The 14866-nt window shown below is 60.4% G+C and carries 11 protein-coding genes; 9 read left to right on the top strand and 2 right to left on the bottom strand.

Features of this window, described 5'->3' with window-relative positions; translation table 11 throughout:
- Positions 1-29 precede the first annotated feature (29 nt).
- Positions 30-686, top strand: coding sequence for a hypothetical protein (locus TBK1r_RS08600; RefSeq protein WP_145208963.1), 657 nt, complete (start codon positions 30-32; stop codon positions 684-686).
- A 528-nt stretch (positions 687-1214) separates the two neighbouring features.
- Complete coding sequence (locus TBK1r_RS08595; RefSeq protein ID WP_145208961.1) at positions 1215-3692, top strand: TolC family protein; 2478 nt, start codon at positions 1215-1217, stop codon at positions 3690-3692.
- A gap of 338 nt (positions 3693-4030) precedes the next feature.
- On the opposite strand, the gene TBK1r_RS08590 is transcribed toward TBK1r_RS08595, so the two are convergent.
- Entirely contained in the window at positions 4031-4294 is a 264-nt protein-coding gene (locus tag TBK1r_RS08590) for a hypothetical protein (protein ID WP_419581131.1), read from the bottom strand.
- Between the two features lie 188 nt (positions 4295-4482).
- Between TBK1r_RS08590 and TBK1r_RS08585 the strand changes: the two genes are divergently transcribed.
- From TBK1r_RS08585 to TBK1r_RS08570, 4 genes are all read left to right on the top strand, one after another.
- Positions 4483-5658, top strand: coding sequence for a carboxypeptidase-like regulatory domain-containing protein (locus TBK1r_RS08585; RefSeq protein ID WP_145208959.1), 1176 nt, complete (start codon positions 4483-4485; stop codon positions 5656-5658).
- A gap of 594 nt (positions 5659-6252) precedes the next feature.
- Entirely contained in the window at positions 6253-7389 is a 1137-nt protein-coding gene (locus TBK1r_RS08580; RefSeq protein WP_145208957.1) for an MSCRAMM family protein, read from the top strand.
- A 272-nt stretch (positions 7390-7661) separates the two neighbouring features.
- Positions 7662-8795 carry an acyl-CoA synthetase family protein gene (locus TBK1r_RS08575; protein ID WP_145208955.1) on the top strand — a complete coding sequence of 378 codons (1134 nt, stop codon included), beginning with the start codon at positions 7662-7664 and terminating at the stop codon, positions 8793-8795.
- Between the two features lie 49 nt (positions 8796-8844).
- On the top strand, positions 8845-10284 hold the full coding sequence (locus TBK1r_RS08570) for an aldehyde dehydrogenase family protein (RefSeq protein WP_145208953.1): 1440 nt from the start codon (positions 8845-8847) through the stop codon (positions 10282-10284).
- A gap of 44 nt (positions 10285-10328) precedes the next feature.
- On the opposite strand, the gene TBK1r_RS08565 is transcribed toward TBK1r_RS08570, so the two are convergent.
- Positions 10329-11279, bottom strand: coding sequence for an ABC transporter ATP-binding protein (locus TBK1r_RS08565; RefSeq protein ID WP_419581130.1), 951 nt, complete (start codon positions 11277-11279; stop codon positions 10329-10331).
- Between the two features lie 153 nt (positions 11280-11432).
- Here TBK1r_RS08565 and msrB point away from each other — a divergent pair, with 153 nt between their 5' ends.
- From msrB to TBK1r_RS08550, 3 genes are all read left to right on the top strand, one after another.
- A complete protein-coding gene (msrB, locus tag TBK1r_RS08560; protein WP_145208948.1) occupies positions 11433-12074 on the top strand; it encodes a peptide-methionine (R)-S-oxide reductase MsrB in 642 nt (213 codons plus the stop codon).
- A gap of 658 nt (positions 12075-12732) precedes the next feature.
- A complete protein-coding gene (locus TBK1r_RS08555) occupies positions 12733-13512 on the top strand; it encodes a hypothetical protein (RefSeq protein ID WP_145208947.1) in 780 nt (259 codons plus the stop codon).
- A gap of 107 nt (positions 13513-13619) precedes the next feature.
- Positions 13620-14165 (top strand): DUF6580 family putative transport protein, encoded by a 546-nt coding sequence (locus TBK1r_RS08550; RefSeq protein ID WP_145208945.1) that lies wholly within the window; start codon positions 13620-13622, stop codon positions 14163-14165.
- Positions 14166-14866: the final 701 nt, after the last annotated feature.

Here is a 14866-nt window from a genome sequence, read left to right as displayed (position 1 = left end):
AATCGACTCAACGGGAAAAGGACGTCCCCATGACTCAACTCAATTGGAACTGTGTTTCGACCTCGCTCCGATCACGTGGCATCCGATCACGTGGCGTTGCAGCGCTGGCCTTGTTGACGGTCGCGATGACCAGCGTCGCCACCGCGCATCACCCCGATCGCGAATGCCAACCGGTTCGGCAACGCGTCGATCTGATCGGCCCGATGGGCAATCGGCTCGATCCAAGCTATCGCCGTGTGTACAACCGCCCGACGTACTGGGGGGGAAAGATCGCGTATCTGATCGCCCCGACCAGCCAAGAAGCGATGGCGTGGCACCGCGCCGAACATGCCGGCGCCTACGAAGCGCCCAAGAAGCACATGCGGCTGGAACAGCATTATTTCTATCCCAAGCCGTACCACGCGTTGACCGTCGGCCCGCGACGATCCACCGATCCGTCGGCGATGAGGACCCCCGAGTCGATCCCGGAGATGCTGGAGACCGAGCCGCTGCCCCCGAGCGTCGACCCGCTGCCCGAGCCCGCCGCGGATCCGCAATTGGAGCTGCCTGAGATTGAGGCCAACGAGGAAGTGGGATCGGCGTCCGACGGCGGCGACTTTTTCTTTTGGGATGTTCATGTTTCCAACGTCCAGCCAACTCCTTCCGGCGTGACCTTCGCTGAACTGGTCAGCGAATCGGGGAAGTAGAACGGTGACGTGAAACACGAAGGGATCGCGTACCTTCAACGCCGAACGTGTTAGCGGTACGGCGCGAGCCGTCCGGTGGCAGCGTCGAAAACGCGTCGACGGACCGGAGGGCTGGCGCCCTTCCGCTAAATCACGACAAGCGGACGTGCCCGGACGCTGGCGCGAACCGGCTGATGTCAGTTGAATCTCAGCCGTTTGGCGCGAGCCTACGGGCCCCAACCCGAGGAAAACGACGCTCAACTTTCTAGCGGTCTCGGGCTCGGGGGGCGTCGAAAGACGCTTGCGGAGCCGGTTCACGGACGAACTGGTCGGAAGTCCAGAATTTTCACTAGAACCGTCAAAGTTTACCCACTCAGCCACCGATACCCACTCTTGGACAAGATCTCTCACGGTTTATGACGTAGTGAGCCGGAGCGATCTTGGTGGGGGGCTTCCGTTTGGACTGCTCGCGATTGACTTCATCCCTCGATGTGATCCTCCTTCACGATCGAAAGGTGACCGAAATCGCGGCCTAGGGAAGCTCAGGGCATGAATCGCTCGTTGTTTCGTATCGCTACGCACCTGCAACTCGTTTTGGCGATTGTATTGGCGACTGGATGTACGCCGACGCAACCGTTCTTTTTGAACGAGTCGCCGGACCTGCAACATTACCTCAATACCGCCACGTCGATCGAGTATCCGGACGTGGAGGTTGCCAGCATGCCGGAGACGACTCAGTCGTTGCCGCCGCTGACGGTGGGGAATCATAACTACGAATTCTGGAACATGACGCTGGAAGAATGCGTCACGATGGCGCTGCAAAATGCGCGGTTCCTGATGACGACCGGCGGCAACGCCGAGACGCGTCAGAACATCGCGGCGCAGTTCGTCAGCGGCTCGCCGGGGCAATTCGGCAGCGTCTACGACGTCGCACTCCAGCAAACCACGACTCAGTCGATTCCGATCACCACCGACGGCAGCGGCAACCGGTTGCTGCCGCGTGGGGCCGTCCGGGCCAACCAGATCGGCGGTGTCGAGGACGCCTTGGCTGAATTCGATGCGATCGTCAGCGGGTTCATCGATTCGTCGACCACCGACCGTCCGCAAAACGTCGGCGACGGCAACACGATCAACCGCCAGTTCTCGGTCGGGCAGAACTCGACCCAGCAAGCCGCGCTCAGCAAGCGACTGGCCACCGGTGGTGTCGTGACGGCCCGTCAACAAGTCGTCTACTCGCGCAACAACACCGAACTGAGCAACATTTCGCGTCTGTTCGCCAGTGACTACACCGCGATCGTCGAAGCTCAGGTCCAACACCCGCTGCTGCGAAACCGAGGCACCTACATCAACCGCATCCCCGTCATGCTGGCCAGCATGAACGAAGACATTTCGATCGCGACGTTTGAACAACAGATTCGCAACCTGGTCCGTGACGTCGAAGTCGCCTACTGGGATCTGTACCTCAGCTATCGCGCCGTGGCCACCGCCACGATCGCCCGCGACAGTGCTCAAGCGACGGCCGAATTCACCAAACTGAACATGGACGCCGGAACGGGGACGATTCAAGAATTGTCGCAGTCGGTCGGCCAATATTGGAACTTGCAACGACGTTTGACCGCTGCACTGAACGGATCCAACCTGCCCGGTGACGATCGCTTCGGCGTCTACGGTCGCGAACGTGCCCTGCGTGAGTTGCTGGGGCTGACCGCCACCGACGGACGATTGATCCGACCGATCGACGAACCGACCCAAGCACGTGTCGAATTCGAATGGACCGATTCGGTCGCGCAAATGCTGTACCTGAGCCCCGAGCTGCGGAGCCAAAAGTACTCGATCAAACAAGCCGAACTGGAACTGGCGTTGGCGAAAAACCAGATCCTGCCCGATGTCAACTTGTCGCTGCTGTACCGCTTCGTCGGACTCGGTGACACGCTGGGCCCGCCCGGTGGCGACAACTCGTTCCCCGCAGTCGGCAGCAGTGCGTTGGCCGGACTGACCAGCGGCGACTACCAGGAAGGCGTGGTACGATTGGAGTTCTCGATGCCCGTCGGACTGCGACGTGAACTGGCCCGGATCCGTCAAACCCAACTGACGCTCCGCCAGCGACAAGCGTACCTGCAAGAATCCGAGCGACTGGCCGTCAGCCAGCTCAGCGACGCGATCGGCAAATCGGCCAGCCACTTCGCACAGCTGCAAGACGCGGCCAACGAATGGCAAGCCGCCGAGCAAGAAGTCGACGCGCGGTTGCTGGAGTACCAAAAAGGACTCAGCCCGGTGAACGTGGTGCTGCAAAGTCAACAACGTCGTGCCGAAGCCCAGATCAGTTACTACCGTGCCCTGGTCGAATACAACAAATCGATCAACTACGTCGACTACCTGCGTGGCACCTTGCTGGCCAACAGCAACATCGCACTGCAGGAAGGCCCCTGGAATAGCAAGGCCTACTGTGACGCCCTGGAACGTGCCCGTGAGCGATCAGCCGGCTACCAATTGCAATACGGTGTGACGCGTCCCGGCGTGGTCCGGCGAGGCCCGGTGCAAAACGCCGACGCCGTCGAAGTCATGGGCTTCAGCGATTCAACCGCCGGAGAAATCCTCTCGCCCGGCCAAGCCGGATCGATGGGACTGTTCGAACGGTCGTACAACGAAGTGGCTCCGGTCGAGGACATGCCGCTGGATCAGTTCGGATCGCCGAGCGAAATGCTCTCCCCCGAGCCGATCAATCCGCCGGTCATGCCGGTCCCAGATCCGTCGGTGACCGATCCCGAGTCGGCTGCCCCGATGCCGAATGCACCGGCACCGAATGCCCCGAAGCCAGCGGCCCCGACGCCTGGGCCGGCCAGCCAAAGCATCTTGGTCCCCGGACAGCCGTCCGGTCCGATTGCCCCGATCAGTTACCAGACCGAACGGGTGATCCAACGACCGGCGGCCGAATCGACCGACGCCGCCTCGGGGGCTCCGATCCCGGTGCGTCGCAAAGCGATCTCCAAAACTCCTCCTCCGGTCGCGACTCAACCGGCGCGTTGACGCCGAACCCTTCCCCCCTGCACCAGTTCACATCAATCCATCCGTAGGGCGGAGGAACCGTGTGGCCGTTCCCGAGACGCTTCGGGAGTAATGGGCGGCCATGCCAACGACTAGCTCGAGTCGCACTCACAAGGTGCCTCGGGCTTTTCGTCGTTGCGTACGCTTTCAGTGGCGTAAGCTTCTAGCTTGCGTTCTCCTCAGCTTGCTGAGGACCGGGGAAGGTTGCCGCGAAGAGCCAGTCGCTGACGCTTTCTGTTGGGGTTACTGGGGGCAAGCTAAAGCTTGTGGGGGTCGCAAGCTGGAAGCTTACGCCACTTTTCGCTTAGGCCACTTTGCGCTTAGGCCACTTCGTCGTAGATCAGTTCGTCGGCGATCCAGATGCGAAACCGGCGAATGCGTAGGCCGCGGGTGAAGTCGATCTCCATGCGGCCCGGCCGGCGTGCCGGGTCGACCGACTCGGGCAACCTGAATTCGGCCTCCTTCTTCAGGTCCAGCCAGCTAATTTGGCCCCACACCCGCTCGCCAGCGATGTCGATCGTCTGCCGGAACCACCAGCCTGAATAAACGAACTCGGTCGCGATCGGGTGCCGGATTTCGACCACCCGATAGAGGAATGCGCCATCCTTTCGACGGGAATGGTCCCCAAAGTACCCTTTCTCCAAAGGCGCGGCGGCTGTGACGGAATATGGATTAATGATCAATCTGTTCGCTTGCCCGAGGAAATCCCTCAAGCTAGTATGACTCACCCGGCTCGTCTTTTACCCAGTTTACCGCCTGTCAGAGTTCTCCGATGCGTTATTCCCCACTGACCCTCGCGCTTGCGCTGACAAGTCTGTTCCTGACAAGCTCTTTCGTGCGTGCTGACGGAGACGGACAGCACTTGGTGGTCCAGCAATGGGTCGCGGCGAGCCCCGAAGGCCGAATCGACGCGGTGATTGTAGCGCCGGACGTCCCAGCGGACACCCTCCAAGCGGGCAGCGTGAAAGTTGCCCTGGTCTCCCAAGACGGTGCGATCTATCGGGCCCAACGCTCCGCCGAATCAAATGTCCAGTATTCCTTCGTCGGTGTTCCCGCCGGTGTTTACACCCTGGTGACCCGTGGCCCGAGTCTGGCCGCGTGCTATGCCATTCACGTCGTCGAAAGCCGTGACGAAGCGTTGGATCCGCATCACCATCGACTGGAAATCGGCGCCGCCCCGCTGCGGATCAACAAAGTCCGAAACGCGGTCATCCGCTACATGCCTTCGACGATCCCCTTTGTCGCAGATTTCGGCGGTGCGGACGGGCCGAAAGCCATGTCCGCGCTGCACGCCTCGGGGACCTTACGCGTCGCACAAGCCGCCGGCGGGCTGCGTGGCCGAATTTATCGTGCCGGATCCACCCAAACCCAACTGACCGGTGCTGCCGAGACCAATGTGCTGCTGTACCAAAACCGCGAGCTGATCTCTCAGGCGATCACCGGCGAAGACGGGACGTTTTCGATCGATTCGCTGCCCCCAGGGTCCTATTCCTTGATCGCGATCGGCCCCGATGGGATCGGCGTGGTCGGTTTCCAACTGGTCGAAGAAGTGCTGGCACGCCGCAATTCATCCGGCGGTGACGGAAGTCGCTTGGTCACCCTTCAAGAGCCTGCGTTTCAGCCCCAATTGGAATTGCAGCTCGCCCCGAGCGGATTGGAATCGCCTGCGATTGATGAGCTGATCCAAGACGAAGTCCCGCAGCCCGAAACACTTCCGCAGGGCGAAGCCGGGCTGCCCGTTGAGCCGGGCGCCATGCAAGGCCCTCCCGGTGGCAGTGTCGCCGGAGGTGGTGGTGGCGGCGGTGGCGGAGGAGGAAGTCTCGGAGGCCGCGGCAGCTTACTGCCCGTGCTGGGATTTGCGGCTGCCGGAGCCGCTGTGGCGGCTTCGTCGTCCGACGACGATGACGCCTTTGCAGCTCCCCCGGTCACCAGCCCGATCACTCCGTAGCAGACGATCAAACGCTGTGACACGCGGTCGACGGTGGATTCGCGGATCCGTTGTCGCCCAGCTCGTGGTGCGCGGCGCATTAAATTTTGGGTGAGCGGAACTCGCCAAGCGTTTCGGTGGTTGTACCGAGCGAACCTTCGAAAAGAAGACCCGCGGATAGCAGCGCGAACCCACGGATGTAAGGGTGCAAACAATCCGTGGGTTCGCGCTGCCATCCGTGGGTTCACTGGTAACCTCATCGCTCCGTCAGACAGCCTGTCGCGCTTTCCCGTGACCAGGGCACTCGTGGAGCTTCTTCGTGAAGTTTTGGGGTAGGGGAACGCCTCGAAAAAGGCCGCGGGTGCGGGCCGGCACCGCGGATCTTGTGGGTTTTCATTGTGGAATGACCGCTCGCTGAATTGGATCCCCGACGGAAGCCCCTCTTGAGAGCGTTTGTGGCTTCTCTATAAGGGCTGTGAATCGGGGTGTCCTAGCTCTCCTAAATTGCCAATTCGCCGTCAAGAGCGTTGAATTCCTCAATTGCTGCTCCTATAGTCTGATGCAGAGGTATGTTTTCCCTCTGCAACATCGCTCAATCTTGATTGGAATCTGGAAATGCAACGTTTGATCTGTTCCATCGCCACGTTAGCGCTGGTGTGTGCTTCTGGCTTTGTCTCCGCGGCGGATGTCGCCCAACAGCAATGGGTCCGCGTTTCGGAGAGCGGATCGGTCCAGGGACGCGTCATCGTCCCGCGCAGCGAAGGGATTGCTGCGGCACGGGGTGCGAAGGTCGTGTTGATCGACCAATTCGGCAAGCCGGCCGCTGCTGCAACCGAATCGGACAAGACGGGTCGGTTCACGCTGACCGACGTCAAACCGGGCGTTTACACGTTGATGATTCGCGGTGACGGCACCTTCGCCTGCTGTGCGATGCACATCGTCAGCAAGGAAGTCCCGATCAGCGAGCAATTTGAAATCGCCGCGGGTGCGGTTGAGTTCAGCGTCGTGCGAAACGCGATCCTGCGTTACATGCCGACCGGCCAAGCGAGCAAGGTCGAGTTCGATCCGAGCAACAACCCGATGGCCACCGATCGTGCCTTCACCGGAGAATCCGTCCGTCTGAGTCAATATGAAGGCGGATTGCGAGGCCGTTTGACGCGCGCCGGATTCACCGATAACCCCGGCGCCCAAGGCGCCAACGTGGTGATCTACCGCGACGGCATAGAAGTCGCCCGAACATTGACCGATGCCACAGGTTACTTTCAAGTCGCCGATCTGGCTCCGGGAAGTTACTCGGTCTTGGGGTCTGGAAAAGACGGTTTTGGGTTGATGGGCATCGAGCTTGTTAATCCGTTGATGGTGCAGAGCGCGCAAGGGACGACCGACGGCGACACCACCTTGGTCGCTCAAACCGAATCCAATTCAGACACCTTCATCATGCAAGTCGCTCCGGGGCCGATCACGGTCATCGAAGATCGATTGATTTCAGAGGAAGAAGTCGATGAGGGTGGTCTGCTGCTGCCCAATGGCGGATACGATCCCACTGCGATGAGTGGATCCTTCGGCGGAGGCGGTGGCGGTGGTGGAGGCGGCATCGGTGGCGGTGGCAGTCTTCGAGGCATCGCAGTGCTGGGCGGAATCGGAGCCGCGATTGCGATTGGCGCCAGCGACGACGATTCGATCGATACCCCGCCGGTCATCAGCCCCTCATTGCCGAATCAGATTCAACCACCGGTTGTTGTCAATCCGTAGGGTTGGCACCTCGCGAACTTGCCTGATTCAGCAGCCAGCTGCCAGGAAAGTTTACCGAATGATCAAAAAGCCGCGCGTGAATCACGTGCGGCTTTTTTCGTTCTCGATAAATACCGATTCAGACTGCCCGGGGATCTTTCGTCGCACTTTCCTGAAGGCAACAATAGGGTCCTTCAAGATTCACGCAGCAGAGTTCTCTGGAGCCGGTCACGTCACCGCCAGATGTAAACTCCCCCGCCTGTCCCTTCACCGCCCGCGAGACGACTAAACGAATGAGTGCCGCCCAGACTTCGATTCCCGAAGACGTCGCCAAGAGTGCTTCGGAAGCCAGAGATCGATTGAATGAACACACTCTCAAGATTGTGCATTGGCACTTTAGTGAGGAGACAGGAAGCCCGTTTTGGTTGGAAAAGAAGGCGGAATTGGGATTCGATCCCCTCACCGACATCAAGTCCTTTGACGATCTGAAGAAGTTTCCGCACTTTGAAGACGAATGGCTCCGTGGCGGCCCGATCCAGCGCTGGGTCCCCAAGGGGCATGCCGGAAAGCCGGTCTACGTGTTCGAAACCGGCGGCACGACGGGGGTTCCGAAAAGCCGGATGGTGATCGAAGATCACTGGAAAGACTACGAGTTGTTCAGCGATACCCTGCCGGACGAACATTTCCCGCCCGGTTCAAATTGGCTGATGCTCGGGCCCAGCGGTCCGCGGCGACTGCGGTTGGCCGTCGAGCACTTGGCTCAACATCGCGGCGGCATCTGCTTCTGCATCGACTTGGACCCCCGCTGGGTCGTCAAGCTGATCAAGAAAGGCTGGATGGAGCATCTGGAAGAGTACAAGAAGCACTGCATCGACCAAGCCGTCACCGTGCTGACTGCGGGACACGACATCAAGTGCATGTTCGCGACGCCAAAGTTGCTCGAATCGCTCGGTGAAGCCCTCGAAGACCGCGGCACCAGCCTGCAAGAAGTCGGCATCAAGGGGATCTTTTCCGGCGGCACCGAGTTCACGCCACAGTGGACGCGTTTCTGTGTCGAAGAATTGCTCGGTGGACCGGTGGAAGAAGGCGGCGTGTACATGACCCCGACCTACGGCAACACCCTGATGGGCTTGGCCTGCAGCAAACCGATCTCGGCCGCGGACGGATACAAGATCAGTTACTACGCCCCCCAGCCGCGCGCGGTGACTGAGGTCGTCAGTTTCGATGACTACAACCAGGTCGTCGGGTTCGGCGAAACCGGACGTGTGAAGCTGTACACGTTGACCGACGAATTCTTTGTCCCCGGGTTTATGGAACGCGACGAAGGCGAGCGAGAAGCGCCGTTCGACATGTACCCTTGGGACGGTGTCAGCGGCGTGCGGCCGTTCCACGAGTTGGCAAGCGCGACCACCGTCGGCGTTTATTAGTGCCCGCCCGAACCCACCAATCTCTCACTCGCAACATCAACGTATAGACATGATCACATTGCAACCGCTTCGCTGGGGCAAGCCCTACGAATCGATGGAAATCAAGGACGTCGTTCACTTTGACACCGGGGAACCGATTGCGAAGTTTGGCAGCGTCGGAGGCGGCATCGTCGCCCGTGATATGAAGCAGGCTCACAAGGCTCGTGCCGCACTGCTGAAACACTCGACGGCCGATCTGATCGCGATGTCGAAGAAGGCGGCCGACCTGTTCGAAAACGCGGAGCTGCCCGTCGGCGACTCGATGCAATCGGTCGACCAATTTGTGCATCAGCAATCGGCCAGTACCGGATTGCCCGAGCACATGTGTCGATCGAACTTGAAGAAGAACAGCTTCGTTCTCAGTCACATGGACGAGATCTTGGACTGTCTGACCCGCGGATTGGATCTCGATATCCTGAGCCGGGGCTATGGCGAAGAAGGCCGCGGCGTGATCGTCAGCTACCAGGCACAAACGCCGGTCTTGGGTGCCATCCTGCCGAACAATTCACCGGGCGTTCACACCCTGTGGCTGCCGGCGATCCCGCTGCAAATCGGCTTGGCGTTGAAACCGGGCTCCCAGGAACCTTGGACACCGTACCGCATGGTGTCGGCGTTCATCCAAGCCGGTGTTCCCGCTGAGGCATTCGGTTTGTATCCCGGCGGGCACGACGCCGGCGGTGCGATCATGACCAAAACGCCTCGCAGCATGATTTTTGGAAGCGCCGAAACCGTCGCACAGCACGCCGGCAATCCCCGCGTGCAAGCCCACGGACCGGGATGGTCGAAGATCTTGATCGGCGACGACGTGGTCGATGACTGGGAATTGTATTTGGACGTGATGGTCGAAAGCGTGCTCAGTAACTCCGGCCGCTCCTGTATCAACTGCAGCGGCATCTGGGCCAGTCGGCACACCCGCGAGATCGCCCAAGCGATCGCCGAACGGATCGGCCCGGTCGATGTGTTGCCGCCGACCGATGACCAGGCCCAACTGGCCGCGTTTACCGTTCCCGCGATGGCGACCGGAACGTACGCGATGGTGCAGCAGGATCTGGCCGAAAGCGGTGTCACCGACATGACGGCCGATTACGGTGACAAGCTGATCGAGCGCGAGCACTGTGCCTACCTGCGGCCGATGGTCGTTCATGCCGATTCACCCGACCGCGGCGTCGCGATGAAGGAATACATGTTCCCGTTCGTCAGCGTCGTGGAATGCCCGCAAGCGGAAATGCTTCGTCGCATCGGCCCGACACTCGTCGGAACCGTGCTGACCCGAGATCCTGAATTGGTCGCCGCAGCCGGAGCTTGCGTCGAGATTGATCGCGTGAACTTCGGGCCGATCCCGACCAATCGGCTCAACTGGCTGCAACCGCACGAAGGAAACATCATCGATTTCCTGTTCCGTTCGCGAGCTTATCAAGTCGCTGATCTGCCCGTCGCCGCGACGGCGTAGTCACGATCACGCGCCACTGGCTGACGCCACGTGCTGGGTGTAAATCACTCCAGGAACCAAACGATGCGATCGTGATTGACGGTCGCGTTTCGTTGATGGTCGATCCAGTGGTCGGACGACTCCGGGGCCTGACCCGCCTCGAGCGGCTTGAGGTCTTCTTCGTAATAACCCAGCACCGACGTTGAACCGGTCGGTGCGTCGGGGCCAGCCACTTTCCGGCCGTCTTTCGATGCCCAGGCTCCGTCAATACGCGTGACAGGCACGGTGATCAGGGCCGATCGACCGAGGGCCGAAGCGACACCGGGGGTGGCGGGGCGAGTTCGCAGCTGGTCGGGCGTATCGAACTGCGCAATCTTGCCGTTTTCGATCACCGCAACACGGCTGGCCAGACGCATCGCCTCTCCGCCGTCGTGGGTGACGTGAATGGTGACGCCCGGCGATTGCTGGTGCAGCCGCGAAAGGTCCTTTTCGATCTGATACCGCAAATTGGCATCGATCGCCGACAGGGGTTCGTCCAGCAATCTCACCGATGCCCGGCTGGCGATCGCCTTGGCGACCGCCGCGCGGCGCAATTGCCCGCCGCTGAGTTGCTCCGGCAGACGATCCAGCAGCGATTCCAGTTCCACCATTTTTGCCGCTTCCCGAATCCGTTGCTCGCGTTCGGGGCGAGAGAGGCGGCCGCGGACCCCCATTCCGATTGAGCGGCCGATCGGCCAATGGGGGTACACGCCGGCTTGCTGGGGCACCAGGGCGACGTCGCGATGTCGGGGCGCCACGCGGGTCACATCGCGGCCCGTCAAAAAAATGGATCCCGATGTCGGGGAAATCAGCCCGGCGATCATTCTCAACAAGGACGTCTTCCCACATCCACTGGCCCCCAAAATCACGACATATTCACCTTCCTGGACCGAAACGCTGATTTCATCCAGGACCTTGTTGCTGTCATAACGGAGAGAAACGTTGTTTAGCTGGACGACCTGCATACAATCAACCATAGTGGGGTCTGCGAAGGCCGAGCGGCCCCGCGCCGTTGGGCCCATTTTGATGGACCACTTCAACCGCCATCGAATACGCCTCGTCCGGTTCGGCCAGGGCGTGGATGCTCGATTGATGATAGCGAAAGATTTGACTGAATAGTTGGAGCCACCATGAATCATTCCATCCATCAGGTCGATGCCAAGCGGGTATTCGCCTTCATCTTCGCAGCGGTCCTGGTCTCGATCGGGCTGCGGCCGGCCGGCAGTCAGGATGCCGCCACCGGAGCATCCGGGGCCGATGCGGCAGCAGCGGTGGAGGTGAACGCGGACGCGTCGGCGACGATCGAGTCAGAGAAGAGCGACTCGGACGAAATCGAGGACCCGCCTTACACTCCCAAAACCGTCGCGGAGCTCCAAAAATTACTCAGTCCGATTCAATTCAAAGTCACTCAGAACGAAGAGACTGAAACGGCGTTCCGAAACAAGTATTGGGACAACAAGAAAGAAGGGCTCTACCGCTGTATCGTGTGCGGTCAGGCGCTTTTCACCAGTGAGACCAAGTTCAAGTCGGGCACCGGCTGGCCGAGCTTTTACGATCCGATCAGCAAGGAACGCATCGGGATGAAGGTCGATTTTCGGCTCATCTATCCTCGCCAAGAGGTGCATTGCAGCCGGTGCGAAGCCCACTTGGGGCATGTGTTCAACGACGGCCCCAAAGACAAAACGGGCAAGCGATATTGCCTCAACAGTGCGGCGCTGCAGTTCGAAGAGGCGACGGAGAAGTCGAAGTCTGCGCCGGACAAGAAACGCTAGCGGTTAGCCGTTCGGCTAACAGCTTCCGTGGTTTGTGTGCGGCATGGTGCGGGCCCTCGGGCTGCTTGCGATCGCTGCCATGACCCCGACGGGGTCAAAGCCAGTAGCCGGAGGTGAGCGAAGCGATACCTCCGGACATCCGTTCCCTCGCCTGACGCGACCCCGGAGGGTGTCGAAGCAAATCACGCCAGAGCCCTCGGGCTCGATCTGCTGCAACGCGCACAAGCGTCCCATCAATCTCATTTAGAAAGGCGGACTGCGACGCCGCCAGCAGCTTGATTCGCTGCGACCCCGCCGGGGTCGAGGGGACTTTGGCACCTGCGTCCCGGAGGTGTCGCTTCGCTGACCTCCGGCTACTCGCTGTCATCCCTCCGGGATATTCGAGACACGGCTCGCGCCGTTCCGCTAACAGCTTGAGTGCCGAAGCAGGAGGGATTGGCCGCGATGCCTATGAGGCGCTGGCACGCATCGTCTGGGAAACCTTGACGATTGGATGATCTCGACCCGTCGCACCCAATGTCGCGATCAAACGCATGCTGCGTGTTGTGCTTGTCATCCGCATTCTGGCGTGTTTGTTCTCGTTTCGAATCCGATCGGTCGAACCAGATAATGGGAATGAATCTGATTGTCCGTCCAAACGGAGCATGCGAGAAAAACGATGTTTTGGAATCAAACGAGCAAGTTAGTGCAAATGGCGAAGATCACGGCGTGCCTTGCGCTTGCCACGGTCGCCCCCGCGACCTCGGTGTTCGCAGCGGACCCGGTGCAGAGCGACTTGCCGTCGTACTTGGCGGAGACACCGCTGACGTTTGCGGCATTGGTCCAGGGCGATGGCCAGGCCGACGAAGCCGTTGACGCTGCGGCGGATACGGCGCAAGCCGACGCCGCGCCACGCACCAACGACGCCACCGTGCCTGTCGCTGAGGATGCCAATCGTTCCCTGTTCTCGGATCGCCAAACGCAACTGGCCGATGGCAAGCTGGTGCTGCCGCCGATCGCGGCCCTGACGACCGACACGACGGAAATTGGCAACGGCGAAGTTCCACTCGGGTTTCGTCAAGGAGAAACCGTTCCGCTGATCCCGTTGCCCGAGTCTGGAATCGATCGTGGATTGCCATGGCAATGGACCGCCCGCCACTGGGCCGCCCCCAATACGTTTTCCCATCCGCTCTACTTTGAGGACCGGATGTTGGAACGCCACGGCCACCAGCGTTACCCCTGCCTTCAGCCGTTTGTGAGCGGTGGACGGTTCTTGGCCCAGGCCGTCTCGCTGCCCTACCTGACCGCGATCGCGCCGCCGTCGGAGTGCCAGTACAGCCTGGGTTACTACCGCGCCGGGTCCTGTGTTCCCGCGCTCAAGCAGCGGCCGCCGTATCAACGCAAGGCCGTCGTTTCGCAGGCAACTGCGGTCGGCGTGGCGACCGCCATTTTGCAGTAGCGGCGAAAAAAATCGTTGGCCGCGTCCGCGGCGGTTGGGACTTTCGAAATGGTTGGCAAGTCGCTAAAAAGGGTGGGAGTCAAGTCTCTCCTACCGATCGGTAAAAAATGATCTACTTGCTGACCCTCGCCATCGCCGCGACTCGTTTTCTGCCGCACCCGCCCAACTTCGCCTGTCTGGGGGCACTTGGGTTGTTCGCGGGTTGTTATTTCGCCGGACGCAAGGCCTATCTGGTCCCGGCCGCAGCCCTGTTGATCAGCGATGCGGTTTCCCATTTGATGGGGATTCCCGGCATGGGATTCTACAACCCGATGGTGATGGCAGCGACCTACGTCGGGGTCACGTTGTCGGTTCCACTGGGGCGACTTGTCCGAGCCCACGCGGACGCCAGCGGTGTGAATTGGCGGAGACTTCCGATCGGGGCATTCGCCGCCTCCACGGTGTTCTTTGTCGTCAGCAACCTAGGGGTTTGGCTGGGGCCTTGGTATCCCGCCAGCGTGGAAGGGTTGGTGGCGTGTTTTACCAACGCGATTCCGTTTTATGGTTACACCGCAGCCGGCGACCTGCTGTTTGCCGGTGTGATGTTCGGTGCTTATGAGCTGTCCGGTGTGAAGCGGTCAGTCCCCGCCCCCGCGGCAGCCCAAGCGGCTTAGCGCTGGGCGGTCACTCAGGATCAGATCTTGTCACTGGGGCAATACCGCTAAATCGATATTGATGGGCGCCCGGACGCTGGCGCGAACCGGCTGATATCGAACGAATCTCAGTCGTTTGGCGCGAGGCTACGGGGCCCGACCCGACCCGAGCAAACGACGCTTCACTTAGCGGTATTGCCCGATATCCAAGCGGTGGCCACGGCCTCGCGCGTGCGCTTTCTCGCCAGGCAACCTGCGATTCCCCCAAGGAAGTCCGCCTGACGGGCCGATTTCTGTGCGGAAACGCCCGATTTTGGCGGGCTTAGAATCCGCCGAAGGTCGATTTCGGGACCGCTTTTGACCGATAATACCGGTTTTGGTCGGAACTCTTCCCAAACAAGCGGCGTCAGAGAGCCACGATTCGTTGACACGGTTATCGGCCCAACTAGAATCGCAGCCATTCCTTATCCAATCGCCTCATACTTCGCATTTTTCCCATCTTCCTGGTTGGGCGAGCCCTTGGTGATTAGCAACGCTTGGGGCAGCGTTCGTCCGATGCATACGAACGAGCGAATTCCCGCGCTACGGCAATCCATGCGAACAGTTACGGCCGCGATCGATGAGAAAATGGAATTAAATGGATAGCCGGGCGTCTCAGAATTACACTCTGCAGAACCCGCAACTTGTACGACCGACCCGCGACACCGCCGCTTTTCGTCAAG

Source organism: Stieleria magnilauensis, assembly GCA_007753675.1.
GTDB classification, from domain to species: Bacteria; Planctomycetota; Planctomycetia; order Pirellulales; family Pirellulaceae; genus Stieleria; species Stieleria magnilauensis.
This window is presented reverse-complemented; position numbering and strand designations above follow the sequence as displayed.